We start from the raw sequence: 13761 nt of genomic DNA on the forward strand, positions 1-13761 counted from the left end.
GTGTAATTGAAATCTGCACCGGCTCACAGCGAGCCGGTGCAGATTTTACACTAAATATACTGGTTTACAATCATTTCGTAGAGTTCCTGCTTACCGCTAACCTGCTTGGGTTCGCCGTTATTTATGGCATACTGGCGGAGGTCTTCCAGCGTTAGCTCACCCCGCTCGAAGCGTGCGCCTTCGCCACTATCGTAGCTGGCGTAACGCTCCTGACGTAGTTTCTTATACTGCGATTTATTCAGGATAGCCTCGGCTGCAATGGCTGCCCGCGCAAAGGTGTCCATACCACCAATGTGCGCAATAAAGATATCCTCTAGGTCCGTCGAGTTCCGGCGTGTTTTCGCGTCAAAGTTTACCCCACCCGATTTGAGACCACCCGCTTCCAGGATGACCAGCATGGCTTCGGTCAGTTCGTAAACGTCTACCGGGAACTGGTCGGTATCCCAGCCGTTCTGGTAGTCGCCCCGGTTAGCATCAATGCTGCCAAGCATGTTGTTATCGGCCGCTACCTGCAGTTCGTGGGCGAAGGTATGGTTCGCCAGGGTCGCGTGGTTAGTTTCGATGTTCAGCTCGAAGTCGTCCTGCAGACCGTAGCGATTGAGGAAACCCACCACGGTAGCCGCGTCGAAATCGTACTGGTGCTTGGTAGGCTCCATTGGCTTCGGCTCAATATAGAACGACCCTTTGAAACCCTGCTTGCGGGCGTAGTCGCGACTGATCTGCAGAAATTTGCCGAGGTGTTCCTGCTCACGTTTCATATTCGTGTTCAGCAGCGACATATAACCTTCCCGGCCGCCCCAGAATGTATAGCCACGGCCACCCAACTCGATGGTGGCGTCAATGGCGTTCTTTACCTGCCAGCCACCGTGCGCCAGTACGTGGAAATCGGGGTTAGTCGAGGCTCCGTTCATGTAGCGCTCATGCGAGAACAGATTCGCCGTACCCCACAGGAGCTGAACTCCGCTGGCAGCCTGCTTTTGCTTAGCATAATCAACAATAGCGCGGAAATTTTTCTCAAATTCGGCGTTGGAGTTTCCTTCGGGAGCAACATCCACATCGTGGAAGCAGTAATACTCCATGCCGATTTTAGTGATAAACTCGAATGCCGCATCCATTTTGTCGTGAGCAGCGCCCAGCCGGTCGGAGTTGGCATCCCACGGGAAATGCTTAACGCCTGGCCCGAAGGGGTCGCCACCGGTACCACAGAAGGTGTGCCAGTAGGCCGTAGCAAACCGGAACAGATCCTTCATGGGCGTATCCATAATGGTCCGGTTAGCATCGTAAAACTTAAAGGCCATTGGATTGTCCGACTCGCGCCCTTCGAAGGCTATCGGCTTATCAACAAAGGGAAAATAGGTCTTATCGCCAAGGGTTAGATTGATGTTGGCCATCGAAACAGATATTAAGTTGTTAATAGAAAAGAAAACCAAAGGTAGCTTTTCCTGATACGGTCCGCAAAACTTTGGGTTACCTACTGGACTAATTTAGCTTTTCCCTGATCGGTCATCGCCTGGCTTCTCTGACGAGTCATTTTTTTGATGTATTCCACGCGCCGAAAACGTAGGGCGCTCCAGTCCTCGTCAATCGCTACCTGACGTACTCCTGCAAAACCATATTTTTCTAGCACCACCCAGCCCGTATCACGATTAAAATTACAGGTGTATTTTCTGGAGCTTCCTTTCGGGTAGGCAAACCACAAAATGCCGTCACCCTGCAGCCGACTAGCTAATAAAGGCACCAGGTCAATTACCTCCTGCTGCTTTTTCACAAAGGCGATGATGAACTCGCCCTGCTGAATCTGCTCCGGATCGTGAACTATTATTGCCTGCGAAGTTAGCTCCGTGAGCAGGGAGAGGAACTCCTCCGGCGCGTTGAGTACGACAACTTCGGCCTGCGCTTTGTAGTTCAGTTTCGTGAAAACTGCATTCATGATAGTTTCTGGCTAAGGGTTTCCAGCCACTGCCCGTACGCGTTCTGATAAGCCTCCTGCGCCCGCATGTCTGGCTCAATCGTCTTGGTTACGTGTAGACCCGTGAAGGCTTCCTGTGCTGTTTTGTAATGACCAAGTCCCAGTCCGGCCCCGCGAGCGGCTCCCTGTGCCCCATCGGTATTGTATAGCTCAATCGTAGCGCCGGTCAGGTTCGCCAGCGTATCCCTAAACAGTGGGCTTAGGAACATGTTGGCCTCGCCCGCCCGGATGGTCTGCAGCCCCACGCCTACACTTTCCATGGCCTGAATGCCGTAATAAAGCGCGAAAACAATTCCTTCCTGAGCGGCCCGGATTACGTGCGGCAACCCGTGCCGGATGAGCTGCAGGCCATGAAATGACGCGCCGATTTCCAGGTTCTCAAGAACCCGCTCCGCGCCGTTGCCAAACGGCAGACAAACCAGACCATCGGCGCCAACGGGAGCTTCGTGCGCCAGTTGATTCATTTCATTATAGCTTACGGACCGACGCAGAATCTGATTGCGCAGCCAGCTGTTCAGAATGCCCGTGCCGTTAACGCACAGCAGAACGCCATACCGGGGTGCTTCGGCCGTGTGGCTAACGTGCAGAAACGTATTCACGCGCAGTTTGGGGTCATAGGCCGCCCGGTCGCTGACGCCATATACAACACCCGATGTACCGGCCGTAGCGGCAATCTGACCCGGCTCCAGTACGTTCAGCGATAGCGCGTTGTTGGGCTGGTCGCCGGCGCGGTACGTAATGGGCGTACCGGCGGCAAGGCCCAGCTCGGATGCGGCCGAGGCTGTTAACTCCCCTTGTGGAGCGAAGGTGGGTTTGATGGTTGGAATCAACGATGAATCGAAGCCGTAATAGTCCAGCAGGAATTGCGCTGGTTCGTCGGCCTGAAAATCCCAGAGAATCCCTTCCGACAGACCCGATGCCGTCGTAACCACTTCGCTGGTCATGCGGGCCGCGAGGTAATCGCCAGGCAGCATGAATTGATCGGCCTGCGCATACACGTCGGGCTCGTTGGCTTTCACCCACGCCAGTTTGGCGGCCGTGAAGTTACCCGGCGAGTTAAGCAGATGCTGCAGGGTGCGTTCATGCCCAAGAGCATCAAACGCCCGGTTTCCGTAGGGGACAGCCCGACTGTCGCACCAGATAATGGATGGCCGCAGCACGTTGAACCCCTTGTCAACAACCACCAGCCCGTGCATCTGGTAGGAAATGCCAATGGCTTTAACGTCTTCGGGCCGGGCTCCTGCCTGCTGAATGACGGCCTTGCTGGCCAAACAGGCGTTTTCCCACCAGCGGTCGGGATGCTGTTCGGCAAAGCCGACCTGTGGGGCCTCAATGGCCATTTCCGTTTCAGGAAAAAACGCCGAGGCAACAGCCCTGCCACTGTCGGCTTCTATTAAACACGCTTTTACGGACGAACTGCCGAGGTCAAAGCCAAGAAGATACATAAGTAAGGGTTGGTCATTAAAATAAGATGCGAAGCTAACACTCAGATCAATGACCCGTATTTTCTGGCGGAACTATTTCTGCTCCGCTTACTGAAACTGGCCATTAGCGTGCAGAAACACTTTCAGCTTTTTGTTTCTTTGTATTCGTAACCAAGTTGCCAAGTGCCTATGAGTCCGGTCCTGGAAATGACCATCGACGAATTGTTCGAACAATTCGACAACCTGCGCGTCCTGATTATCGGCGACGTAATGCTCGATTCCTATGTCTGGGGGCGGGTTGAACGCATTTCGCCCGAAGCACCCGTACCAGTCGTGACTGTTGACCGGCGCGAACTCCGATTGGGAGGAGCTGGTAACGTTTTGCTCAACGTACAGGCACTGGGTGCCGAAGCCATCATCTGCTCGGTAATTGGTACTGATGGGCCTGGCGATCAGTTGGTGGGTCAGCTTTGCGACCGGGGTTTAAACTGCGACGGCCTTATCCGCAGTGACGACCGCATTACGACGATAAAGGAGCGAATTATTGCCGGTTCGCAGCAGGTGGTGCGGGTTGATACAGAGACTGATAAATACATTACGGTTGAAGAACGGGCTAAACTCGTTGCTAAAGCTAAAGAACTGATTCCGACTTGCCACGTCATTATTTTTGAAGACTACGACAAGGGCGTGCTGAGCCAAGAAGCCATTGCCGAAATCACTACGTACGCCAATGAGCAGGGCATTCCGACGGTAGTTGACCCGAAGAAGCGAAACTTCCTGTCGTACCATAACGCGACGTTGTTTAAGCCCAATCTGAAAGAGCTGCGCGAAGGGTTGAAGCTTGACTTCGACGTTGACAACCATGATGAGTTTCAGGCCGCGGTTAGTCAGCTAAAAGAAAGACTGAACCTCAGGGGCGCGCTGATTACGTTGTCAGAACGCGGAGTGTTTATTGATTTCAACGGCGAAAAGCAGCAACTCCCCGCCCATATCCGGAAGATTGCCGATGTCTCGGGTGCGGGCGATACGGTCATCAGCATAGCGGCCTGCTGCGTCGCCCTGCGGCAACCGCCCGCCATGATTGCGGGGCTATCGAACCTGGGTGGTGGACTCGTCTGTGAGTCGGTCGGCGTCGTGCCAATTGATAAGAACCTGTTGAAACAGGAGGCCAAAGAGAATCTGTAAGGCAGCTATAAGTTTTAGGCTGTGAATCAGATTAGAGCCTATAGCCTACAAGTCTGATGAAGGGTACGCTGGATGACGCACAGATTCAGGATTTTATTCGTAACGGATTCGTCCGAATCGATCAGGCGTTCGCCCCTGAGCTAGCCCAACAAGGCCGTGCCCTATTGTGGGCCGATACCGGTTGTGACCCGCACAATCCGGCTACGTGGACACAACCGGTTATCCGGCTCGGAAACTATGGGCAGGAACCCTTTCGGCTGGCGGTTAACTCTCCTAAGCTAGTAGGGGCTTACGATCAACTCGTTGGACCGGGACGCTGGTTGCCGCGAGACAGCTTAGGCACGTTTCCAGTCCGGTTTCCCAGTGCTGTGGATTCTGGTGATACGGGCTGGCACATTGATGTCAGTTTTGCAAACCACACCTCCGATCCCAGCGACTTTCTATCCTGGCGGGCAAACGTTACGTCCAGAGGGCGGGCGTTGTTGATGCTGTTTCTGTTCTCAGATGTCGGTCAGGATGATGCGCCAACCCGCATCCGGATCGGTTCTCATCTGGACATTGCCCGGCGTCTGGAACCGGCTGGCGAAGAAGGGTTGTCGCTGCGCGAATTAGCGGCTACCAATTTTGAGGAAACGGCGCATCGGGCCGAAGTACTGGCAACGGGAGAAGCGGGAACCGTCTATTTATGCCATCCTTTTCTAGTGCATGCTGCTCAGGCCCACCATGGCTCTACTCCCCGGTTCATGGCCCAGCCTCCGCTGCTACCAGCCCAGCCGTTTCAACTTAAGCGAGCCGATGGCGATTACTCCCCGGTTGAGCAGGCCATACGTTTAGCCCTGAATCGTTAATCGCATAACCGGTTCTGGCTAAATTTCCCAAAAAGCTTACTGATTAGAAAAGCTGCGGCCAGCGCTTACGTCTGTGATGTAACACCGCCTACTTATGTCTACCTACACGACTTCCCGGCGCAAGTTTCTGTTGGCCTCGCTTGGCCTGACTGCTTCGTTTAACTGGCCGTTCCGGCCCGCGCCCCTGACCGTCGGGCAGGTTATTGAGCGCATCAAAGCCAACGTAGGCATTCCCTGGCGGGAACAGACCGTCGACAACCTTATTGCCGGTACCGACGACCTGCCGGTTAAGGGAATCGCCAGTACGATGATGGCTACGCTGGATGTTCTTCGACGAGCTTCCGAACAGGGACTCAATCTGGTTATCACCCACGAGCCAACCTTTTATTCGCACCAGGATCGGATACAGCCCGTCGAGCAGGATCCCATCTATCAGTTTAAACGAGATTTTATCCAGCAAAAGGGCATGGCTGTTTTTCACTTCCACGATCACTGGCATGGCCATCGGCCCGACGGGATTGCTACGGGCATGATTCGAGAGTTGGGCTGGGAAAAGAATGCGGACACCGAGCATCCACGCCAGTTTAGCTTTGAACCAACCTCACTGGCGCGTTTCGCCCAAAGTATCGAATCTAAGCTCAAGATTCGCACCATGCGCGTAATCGGCGATCCGCAACTGACTGTTCGACGGGCATTGGCCAGTTGGGGCAACGTGAGTTTGCAGCCAGGGATTCCATTTCTACAGCAACCTGATGTGGATGTGCTCATCGTAGGGGAGACCCATGAATGGGAACTCGTAGAGTACGTGCAGGATGCGATTGTCTCAGGCCAGAAAAAAGCTCTGATTGTTTTAGGGCATCTGGTTTCTGAGCAGGCGGGCATGAAGTACTGCGCCGATTGGATGCAAGGCTTCATCAATGAAGTGCCCATTCGCTTTGTTGAATCAGCTGAGCCTTTTTGGCGTCCTTCTCAGCCTGTAAAATAAGCTCCGGTAAATAGCTCCGCGAGACTCATAACCATTTATTCAGAAAAGCCAGTATGTCGGCGCGCATGGCGGGAGTCTCCTGATGGCCCGTCTCATAAATGCGCAGTTGCCAGGCAGTTGGCGCGCTATGCTGCTCATAGATAACCTGAAGCTGTTGATCAATACGTTCCAGACCCGCCAGTGGAGTTAGGGGATCGAATCGTCCTGCCAGGCTCAAATGGGGCCGGGGCGCTATCAGCGCATTAATCTGAGCCGTGGTGAAATGGGTGAGCAGATCGGGTACGTAATAGTAGATGCCATGCAGGCCCAGCCCGTTGGTTTCTAGAAGCGCCTGGTAATCGGTCAGACAGCACAGGTCAACACAAACCTTGATCCGCTCGTCCAGAGCGGCCAGCCACCAGGCCATTGTGCTGCCCATCGACATTCCCATCGTGGCAATACGTTGCGGGTCAATGTCGTCGCGGGTTTGCAGATAATCCAGGGCCCGGAGGTTATCGTAAACCATCATGCCCCACAGCACCTGCCCGTGCCACAGCATCAGTTTGAAGGTATCCAGTTCCGAGCGTGTCTGCCGTTCGCCGAAGCACCAGCTATCGATACATAACCCTGCATAGCCTGCACGTGCCAGCGCGAGTGCATGAGCGGGTTTCTGCATTTCGGGCCGTCCCTGCACAAACTCTTCCTTACCGACTCCGTACTGCCCGAAATGTGAATGATTATACAGAACGACGGGTAATTTGCCCGATCGCTGTTTGGGTCTGGTAAAATAAGCCGGTACCCGCTCGTAACCATTGAGATCCAGAAGGAGTTTTTCGATGACAAGTTCATCGGTTTCCTGCCTAGAAAGCAACTCCACCGTAGTAGGCCGGTGCCGGTTCGGCAATCGTCCCAGCAGCTCATACAATTTCTTACGTTGCGTTCGCGGACTGTCCATTGGGGTAAGTGATTGGATTGGTTTTTATACAGTAAGGGGTGGATAATAATGAAATTACCCACCCCTGAATAAATAGTCTGCAGTTTCAGAACACTAACTATTCTTGCCTAGCTCTTTAACGGCGTCCACAAAACACCGGGCTTTATCGGGATCTGTGTCGGGGTAGATACCGTGACCGAGGTTGGCGATATAATGCTGATGGCCGAAGGCGTCAAACATCTGCTTCACCTCCGCCCGAATCTGGGCGAAGTCGGCGTACAGTACGCACGGGTCGAGATTACCCTGCAAAACCTTGTTTGGAATCAGCTCGCGCGACTCGGCAGGGTCCATATTCCAATCCAGACCAACCACCGAGCAGCTCAATTCACCAATCGCCTGACGGGCAAAGAATGCGCCTTTGGCAAAGACCGTAACCGGCACCGGTGCATGGTCTACGATTCCGTCGTGGACTTCGCTGCCGAGCGCATCGCATATCTGTTTGATATACGGCAGAGAAAACTGGCGGTACTGCTCCGGCGAAAGAATGCCCGCCCACGAATCGAAGATCTGTACGAGGTCGGCGCCTGCCCGCACCTGTGCTTTCAAATAAGCAATCGTGCTGTCGGTAATCTGTCGAAGGAGACTGTGAGCAAAGTGAGGATCGGTGTACAGGAGTTTCTTGGCGACCGAAAAGGTTTTGGAACCTTTGCCTTCGGTCATGTAGCAGAAAATGGTGAACGGCGCCCCGGCAAAACCAATCAGTGGCACCCGGCCGTTGAGTTCTTTCTTGGTTAGTTTTATCGCGTCCAGTACGTAACCCAGATCCGTTTCGGGATCGGCCACGCGAAGCCGGCTTAGATCGGCCGACGATCGGACGGTTTGCGGAAAAACGGGCCCCCGGCTTTCGATCATTTCGTAGGGTAGGCCCATCGCTTCGGGCACGACCAGAATATCGGAGAAGATAATGGCTGCATCCACGCCAAAGGCATCGACGGGCTGAATCGTCACTTCAGCGGCCAGTTCGGGCGTTTTGGCCAGCGCTATGAAACTGCCTGCTCGTTCCCGAACGGCCCGGTACTCGGCCAGGACGCGACCAGCCTGCCGCATCATCCAGACCGGCACCCGCTCGGTTAGTTCGCCCCGCGCCGTGCGGAGCAATAAATCATTCTGTAAAGTCATAGTGCAAATATACCGAACCTCCCGGGCGTAGCTGCTGTCCTTTATCTGATTATGATTGCACGGATCATTTTCCAATCACTATTAGCCAGCCTGCGTAATTAAATTCTTCTAAGATTTTCCAATTTTACCAAAATTAGGAAATCGGATGCCCACACTTTTTATCGACGCCGAACGTCTGCGCGATCTCAATAGCGGTTTGGGGCAGGTATGCCTGCACCTCGGTCACGAACTGGTCAGTCAGTGCCCGCCCGAGTGGACCCTGACGGTATTGGTTCCGAAAGGACAGATTGGCGTTTTTGGTGATTCGGTCAATTACATTGAGGCATCGTGGCTGCGAAAACTGTGGATAAACGGGCGATACGATGTCTGGCATTGTCTGCATCAGGATACGACCTATCTGCCAAAGAACAGGGCCGCCAAACTGGTGCTAACGATTCATGACCTTAATTTTCTGACTCGCCCTGATTACTCAGATGCAAAGAAAACCCGCCGGCTGGCCAGCTTGCAGCGTAAAGTTAACCAAGCCTCTGGGCTGACAGCTATTTCGGAATACACGGCTTCGGTGGTGCGTCAACACCTGAACATTCCGGCTAACCAGAGTATTCACGTAATTCCGAATGGGGTGATCGCGAGCGGTACCGCTTTGGCTGAGGAGGCTCAGCGCCCTGCGTTTCTGGGCGAAAGTGAAATGCCTTATTTTCTGTTTGTGGGCGTTATTCACCCTAAAAAGAATGTTCATACCCTGCTGCCATTGCTGGAAGCGTTTCCTGATTATCGACTGATTTTAGCTGGTCCCGACGGCCACCCTTACGCGCAGCACATTCGTCAGCAGGCACAGAGTCTCGGTATTGCCGACCGGCTGCTGATGCCCGGCGCCGTGGACGAGCCCGCAAAGTGGTGGCTCTACGCCCATTGCGAAGCGTTTCTGTTTCCGTCGCTGTCCGAAGGTTTCGGCCTTCCGGTAGCCGAAGCGATGAGTTTAGGTAAGCCAATTTTCATTTCTAACCTCACGAGCTTGCCCGAAGTAGGTGGTCAGGAAGCGTATTATTTTGACAGTTTTGAGCCCGAAGCCATGGCGCAGACGCTTTACGATGGCCTGCGCGACTTTGGGCAAAACCCGTTGCGGCAGGAGCGGATGAGGAAGCGGGCCGCTGGTTTTAGCTGGCCGAACGTGGCAGAAGCGTACTGGAAACTGTATGAAGAGCTGGCAGATAGAGCAAAAAGGTCAAAGTAGCCGTACCTTTGCCTGACCAATGAAAACGTATTTTCGCTTATTATCATACGCTAAACCCCTGGGTCGCTTCCTGACGCCGTTTGTGCTAACGTCGCTGCTGTCTAGTGTGTTTGGTGTGCTTAATTTCACCCTGCTCATTCCGCTGCTCAGCATTCTGTTCGACAAAGTGGATGCCAGCCAGATGCAGATATTTCTGAATCAGCCGGCACCCGCTATTACGTCTGGACCGGTCGATTTTTTTCGATACTACTTTGCCCAGACCTTCCAGCAATACGGTAAGGTGGGTGCACTTCAGTTCGTTTGCGTCGTTATTGTTACGTCGGTACTTTGCAGCAATCTGTTCAAATATCTATCCGTCCGGCAACTCGAGTCGTTCAAAGCCCGCATGGTGGCCCGTCTGCGCGAAGCTGTATTCAGTCGGACAATCAATCTGCACCTTGGCTTCTTTTCCAATGAACGGAAAGGTAATCTCATTTCCCGGATTACTACTGACGTTCAGGAAGTCGAGAATTCTATTGCCAATACGCTGTCGGCTGCGTCGAAGGAAGTGTTTTTGCTGATTGGCTACATTATCGCTCTGCTGAGTATCTCGGTTCAATTGACATTGTTTGCCATCCTGGTTATCCCGGTTTCGGGTGGGTTTATCGCTACGCTCGTTCGGCGCATGAAACGCGATGCACAGGCCGGGCAGCAGCGTCTGAGCAGTCTGGTCAGTTTACTGGACGAGACTTTCGGTGGAATGCGGGTTGTAAAGGGGTTCGTAGCCGAGGGATTCATTCTGGATAAATTCCGGACGGAAAACGAAGGATACCGCCAGGCTGTCCGGTCGCTGGCCAACCGGCGTGAGTTGGCGTCGCCGTTTTCGGAGGTTATGGGCGTAGCGGTCGTATCTGGGATTTTGCTGTACGGCGGCTCTCTGGTTCTCAGTGGACAGTCGGACCTGACGGCGGCCGAGTTCATTGCCTACATCGCCATCTTCTCGCAGGTAACCCGTCCGGCTAAAGACATTTCCAACGCCTTCAGCGGCTCGCAGCGGGGACTGGCTTCGGGCGAACGCGTACTCGAACTCATTGATACGGCATCTACCATTGAAGACAAACCCGGGGCAGTGGCGCTGCCTGCCTTTCAGAACCATATTTCGGTGCAGAACGTATCATTCGCCTATAACGCCGATGTACCGGTTCTCCGCGACATCAGCTTCGACCTACCAAAAGGCAAAACTATTGCCCTTGTCGGCTCGTCGGGTGGAGGTAAGTCCACCATTGCCGACCTGATTCCCCGGTTTTACGATCCAACCGCGGGCCGGATTTTGATTGATGGGCTCGACCTGCGCGACTGCACCGTGGCATCGCTGCGGGCGCAGATGGGTATTGTCACGCAGGAGAGTATTCTTTTCAACGATACGATCTTCAACAACATCGCTTTCGGTACACCAGCCACCGAAAAACAGGTTATGGAGGCCGCCCGGATTGCTAACGCCCACGATTTTATTATGGCTCAGCCGAATGGGTATCAGACGACCATTGGCGACCGGGGCGGGCGACTATCGGGCGGGCAGCGGCAACGGATCAGTATTGCCCGTGCTATTCTCAAAAATCCACCGATTCTGATTTTGGACGAAGCTACATCAGCGCTTGATACCGAATCCGAAAAACTGGTGCAGGAAGCCCTGACGCGCCTGATGACCAACCGCACCACACTTGTCATTGCGCATCGGCTCAGCACCATCCAGCATGCCGACGAAATTCTGGTTATTAATCAGGGCCGCATTGTTGAACGTGGTCAACACAATGAACTCCTGACGCTGGACGAAGGCTTTTATCGTAAGTTAAGCACGATGCAGGGCGTTTAATAAGAAGTCCTCGCCAGAACGTCTGGCTAAACTCAGACGAGCGGTAGGCCGTAGCCTCATTATTTCTGAAGTTCTATTCCGGCAGGACCCATTCAGCGGCTGTCTCAACGAAGTGAGCAAAAGCTGAGTGCTGATAAACAGCGGCCGGTGAGCTTGCTTCAATAGATTGGCCCATTCCGGACCACGTTTGGCCGAACCGCCCAAGACCCGTATACCGTAAAATTTCGCTTGGGTTTTGTCGACAATTTCTCGGATTTAACACCGGCTTAACTTAAGTATATCTGTTTGATGGGGTAAAAAGGGCCGCTCAATAAATATGTAAATCCAAGCCATGTTTTTTGTCACCTGAATAAAACGTTTATAAGGCTTGATAGTACTTACTAGTGCTCTCCCGACAAGCGGGATATATAGCTCAACCAAACTTTTTTTTGTGTAATGGAAAAACTACATCAAGACCAGACTTCGGCGAAACAGCCGCTGTCGGTGTTGCCCATTGAGCCGGTATTCTCTGGCCGTCGCATGTTTATGCGTTACGTTGGCGTAGCCACTGCCACCGGTTTAGTAATGAGTTCATGTACCGACAAAATCCTTGAACCTTTGGCCGGGCCCGGTGGGGGCTCTACGGCTGGCGCACGTGCCGGTGATGTTATTGATTTAGGCTCCGGCGACATTGGAGTGCTTAACTATGCGTATGCACTTGAGCAGGCCGAATTACGTTTCCTGGAACTTGTGAACGATATGCCATACAGTGGTATGTCGGCAAAGGAGCGGCAGGTCTTCATCGATCTGCGCAATCAGGAAATTACGCACCGCGACTTCTTCAAGCAGGTGCTGGGCAGCTACGCCATTCCGACCCTGACTCTGGATTACAGCAGCGTTGACTTCTCAAATCGCAGAAGCGTACTGGAAACGGCCAAAACGTTCGCCGATCTGGCAACAGCGGCTTATAACGGCGCTGGTCAGTTGCTCACGAATGCAACCAATCTGGCAATTTCGGGGATTATTGTATCCGTTGAGGCTCGTCACGCGGCCGTTATTCGCGAGTTGATTAGCCCGGGCAGCGCTGATTTTGCCGGTAATGATGTCATTGATCCGGCTACGGGTCTGGAACGGGCACTGCTACCTGCTCAGGTGCTGCCACAGGCCGCCCGCTTTGTTAAAGAAGTCCTTTCGCCGAACAATCTTCCATCCCCAATGGCTTAAACCATCTCAACGCGATGAACTTACAAAATATAATTTCTGAACTTGAAAAAGTAGACGGCGAAGTATACGACCGTCTGAAACATGTATCCCGCCGTCACCTGTTCAGCATGTTTGGTCGGAAAGCGGCTGCCGTTGCAGCGCCCACCGTGCTGGCATCGGCGTTGACTAAAGCGTATGGTGAGGTGCCAGACCCGGTAATTGCAGACGTTCTGAACTTTGCGCTGACGCTGGAATATCTCGAAGCCGAATTTTATAATGTTGGCATGGATATGCCGGGGCTGATTCCGGCTGGAGCGCCCCGGGTTGTGTTTACCCAGATCCGGATGCACGAAAATGCCCACGTAAATCTGCTGAAGTCGGTACTGGGAAGTCAGGCTGTTGCAAAACCCCGGTTCGACTTTACGGCAAAAGGAACCTACCCCGACGTATTTAAAAACTATAACACCTTCCTGACGCTTTCGCAGGCGTTTGAAGACACCGGCGTTCGGGCTTATAAAGGCCAGGCACCGAAGCTGATGAGCAGCGATCCAATCCTGACAACAGCCCTGCAGATTCACTCCGTCGAGGCTCGTCACGCGGCTCGGGTGCGTGAAATGCGCGGCATGAAAGGCTGGATAACCGGTAACATGAGCGCAGGGGTACCACCCGCTGTTTATGCAGGTGACGAAGCTATCAGGCATCTGGAGATTTCGGCGCTTATTCCCGGCGTTCCTTACGAGAATTCAACTGAAGCCTGGGATGAGCCGCTCTCAAAAGAAGATGTGTTGAAAATCGTTATGCCATTCCTGATGTAATTTTTAACCGTCTACGCAAAAAAGAGCACTTCAGGTTTGAAGTGCTCTTTTTATGTTTTAACAGGTGTGCAAAAGTAAAACTAGGTCTACTTCCTATACAAAACTTATATAGAATATAATTTTAAAACTAGGTCAAGTCTCCAAACTCTTCTTTTATTGATTAAAAGGTCTTTTC

Annotated in this window: 12 protein-coding genes; 7 read left to right on the forward strand and 5 right to left on the reverse strand. The window is 53.1% G+C overall.

Annotated elements, in window-relative coordinates; all coding sequences use genetic code 11:
• Positions 1-50: 50 nt before the first annotated feature.
• The 3 genes from xylA to HNV11_RS01405 all read right to left on the reverse strand — a co-directional run bounded on the left by xylA (position 51) and on the right by HNV11_RS01405 (position 3414).
• Complete coding sequence (xylA, locus tag HNV11_RS01395) at positions 51-1391, reverse strand: xylose isomerase (RefSeq protein ID WP_171737958.1); 1341 nt, start codon at positions 1389-1391, stop codon at positions 51-53.
• An 80-nt stretch (positions 1392-1471) separates the two neighbouring features.
• Positions 1472-1930 (reverse strand): hypothetical protein, encoded by a 459-nt coding sequence (locus HNV11_RS01400; protein WP_171737959.1) that lies wholly within the window; start codon positions 1928-1930, stop codon positions 1472-1474.
• Complete coding sequence (locus HNV11_RS01405; protein WP_171737960.1) at positions 1927-3414, reverse strand: xylulokinase; 1488 nt, start codon at positions 3412-3414, stop codon at positions 1927-1929. The genes HNV11_RS01400 and HNV11_RS01405 overlap by 4 nt, the downstream gene beginning before the upstream one ends.
• Positions 3415-3582: 168 nt before the next feature.
• Between HNV11_RS01405 and HNV11_RS01410 the strand changes: the two genes are divergently transcribed.
• The 3 genes from HNV11_RS01410 (at position 3583) to HNV11_RS01420 (ending at position 6411) form a co-directional block, all read left to right on the forward strand.
• Entirely contained in the window at positions 3583-4578 is a 996-nt protein-coding gene (locus tag HNV11_RS01410) for a bifunctional heptose 7-phosphate kinase/heptose 1-phosphate adenyltransferase (RefSeq protein WP_171737961.1), read from the forward strand.
• A 56-nt stretch (positions 4579-4634) separates the two neighbouring features.
• Positions 4635-5426, forward strand: coding sequence for a phytanoyl-CoA dioxygenase family protein (locus HNV11_RS01415; RefSeq protein WP_171737962.1), 792 nt, complete (start codon positions 4635-4637; stop codon positions 5424-5426).
• A 94-nt stretch (positions 5427-5520) separates the two neighbouring features.
• On the forward strand, positions 5521-6411 hold the full coding sequence (locus HNV11_RS01420; protein WP_171737963.1) for a Nif3-like dinuclear metal center hexameric protein: 891 nt from the start codon (positions 5521-5523) through the stop codon (positions 6409-6411).
• 25 nt (positions 6412-6436) lie between these two features.
• On the opposite strand, the gene HNV11_RS01425 is transcribed toward HNV11_RS01420, so the two are convergent.
• Entirely contained in the window at positions 6437-7345 is a 909-nt protein-coding gene (locus tag HNV11_RS01425) for a dienelactone hydrolase family protein (RefSeq protein WP_171737964.1), read from the reverse strand.
• Positions 7346-7438: 93 nt separating this feature from the next.
• Entirely contained in the window at positions 7439-8503 is a 1065-nt protein-coding gene (hemE, locus tag HNV11_RS01430) for a uroporphyrinogen decarboxylase (protein ID WP_171737965.1), read from the reverse strand.
• Between the two features lie 145 nt (positions 8504-8648).
• Here hemE and HNV11_RS01435 point away from each other — a divergent pair, with 145 nt between their 5' ends.
• The 4 genes from HNV11_RS01435 (at position 8649) to HNV11_RS01450 (ending at position 13586) form a co-directional block, all read left to right on the forward strand.
• Complete coding sequence (locus HNV11_RS01435; RefSeq protein WP_171737966.1) at positions 8649-9737, forward strand: glycosyltransferase family 4 protein; 1089 nt, start codon at positions 8649-8651, stop codon at positions 9735-9737.
• Between the two features lie 19 nt (positions 9738-9756).
• The gene (locus HNV11_RS01440; RefSeq protein ID WP_171737967.1) at positions 9757-11589 is read left to right on the forward strand and encodes an ABC transporter ATP-binding protein; all 1833 of its coding nucleotides are present in this window, start codon (positions 9757-9759) and stop codon (positions 11587-11589) included.
• Between the two features lie 435 nt (positions 11590-12024).
• The gene (locus HNV11_RS01445; RefSeq protein ID WP_171737968.1) at positions 12025-12792 is read left to right on the forward strand and encodes a ferritin-like domain-containing protein; all 768 of its coding nucleotides are present in this window, start codon (positions 12025-12027) and stop codon (positions 12790-12792) included.
• A 14-nt stretch (positions 12793-12806) separates the two neighbouring features.
• Entirely contained in the window at positions 12807-13586 is a 780-nt protein-coding gene (locus tag HNV11_RS01450) for a ferritin-like domain-containing protein (RefSeq protein ID WP_171737969.1), read from the forward strand.
• Positions 13587-13761: the final 175 nt, after the last annotated feature.

This window comes from Spirosoma taeanense (assembly GCF_013127955.1).
GTDB classification, from domain to species: Bacteria; Bacteroidota; Bacteroidia; order Cytophagales; family Spirosomataceae; genus Spirosoma; species Spirosoma taeanense.

What these genes read in the sequence shown, in the direction of transcription:
- xylA (WP_171737958.1), bottom strand. Translation starts at nt 1,391, where the DNA reads ATGGCCAACATCAATCTAACCCTTGGCGATAAGACCTATTTTCCCTTT.
- HNV11_RS01400 (WP_171737959.1), bottom strand. Translation starts at nt 1,930, where the DNA reads ATGAATGCAGTTTTCACGAAACTGAACTACAAAGCGCAGGCCGAAGTT.
- HNV11_RS01405 (WP_171737960.1), bottom strand. Translation starts at nt 3,414, where the DNA reads ATGTATCTTCTTGGCTTTGACCTCGGCAGTTCGTCCGTAAAAGCGTGT.
- HNV11_RS01410 (WP_171737961.1), top strand. Translation starts at nt 3,583, where the DNA reads ATGAGTCCGGTCCTGGAAATGACCATCGACGAATTGTTCGAACAATTC.
- HNV11_RS01415 (WP_171737962.1), top strand. Translation starts at nt 4,635, where the DNA reads ATGAAGGGTACGCTGGATGACGCACAGATTCAGGATTTTATTCGTAAC.
- HNV11_RS01420 (WP_171737963.1), top strand. Translation starts at nt 5,521, where the DNA reads ATGTCTACCTACACGACTTCCCGGCGCAAGTTTCTGTTGGCCTCGCTT.
- HNV11_RS01425 (WP_171737964.1), bottom strand. Translation starts at nt 7,345, where the DNA reads ATGGACAGTCCGCGAACGCAACGTAAGAAATTGTATGAGCTGCTGGGA.
- hemE (WP_171737965.1), bottom strand. Translation starts at nt 8,503, where the DNA reads ATGACTTTACAGAATGATTTATTGCTCCGCACGGCGCGGGGCGAACTA.
- HNV11_RS01435 (WP_171737966.1), top strand. Translation starts at nt 8,649, where the DNA reads ATGCCCACACTTTTTATCGACGCCGAACGTCTGCGCGATCTCAATAGC.
- HNV11_RS01440 (WP_171737967.1), top strand. Translation starts at nt 9,757, where the DNA reads ATGAAAACGTATTTTCGCTTATTATCATACGCTAAACCCCTGGGTCGC.
- HNV11_RS01445 (WP_171737968.1), top strand. Translation starts at nt 12,025, where the DNA reads ATGGAAAAACTACATCAAGACCAGACTTCGGCGAAACAGCCGCTGTCG.
- HNV11_RS01450 (WP_171737969.1), top strand. Translation starts at nt 12,807, where the DNA reads ATGAACTTACAAAATATAATTTCTGAACTTGAAAAAGTAGACGGCGAA.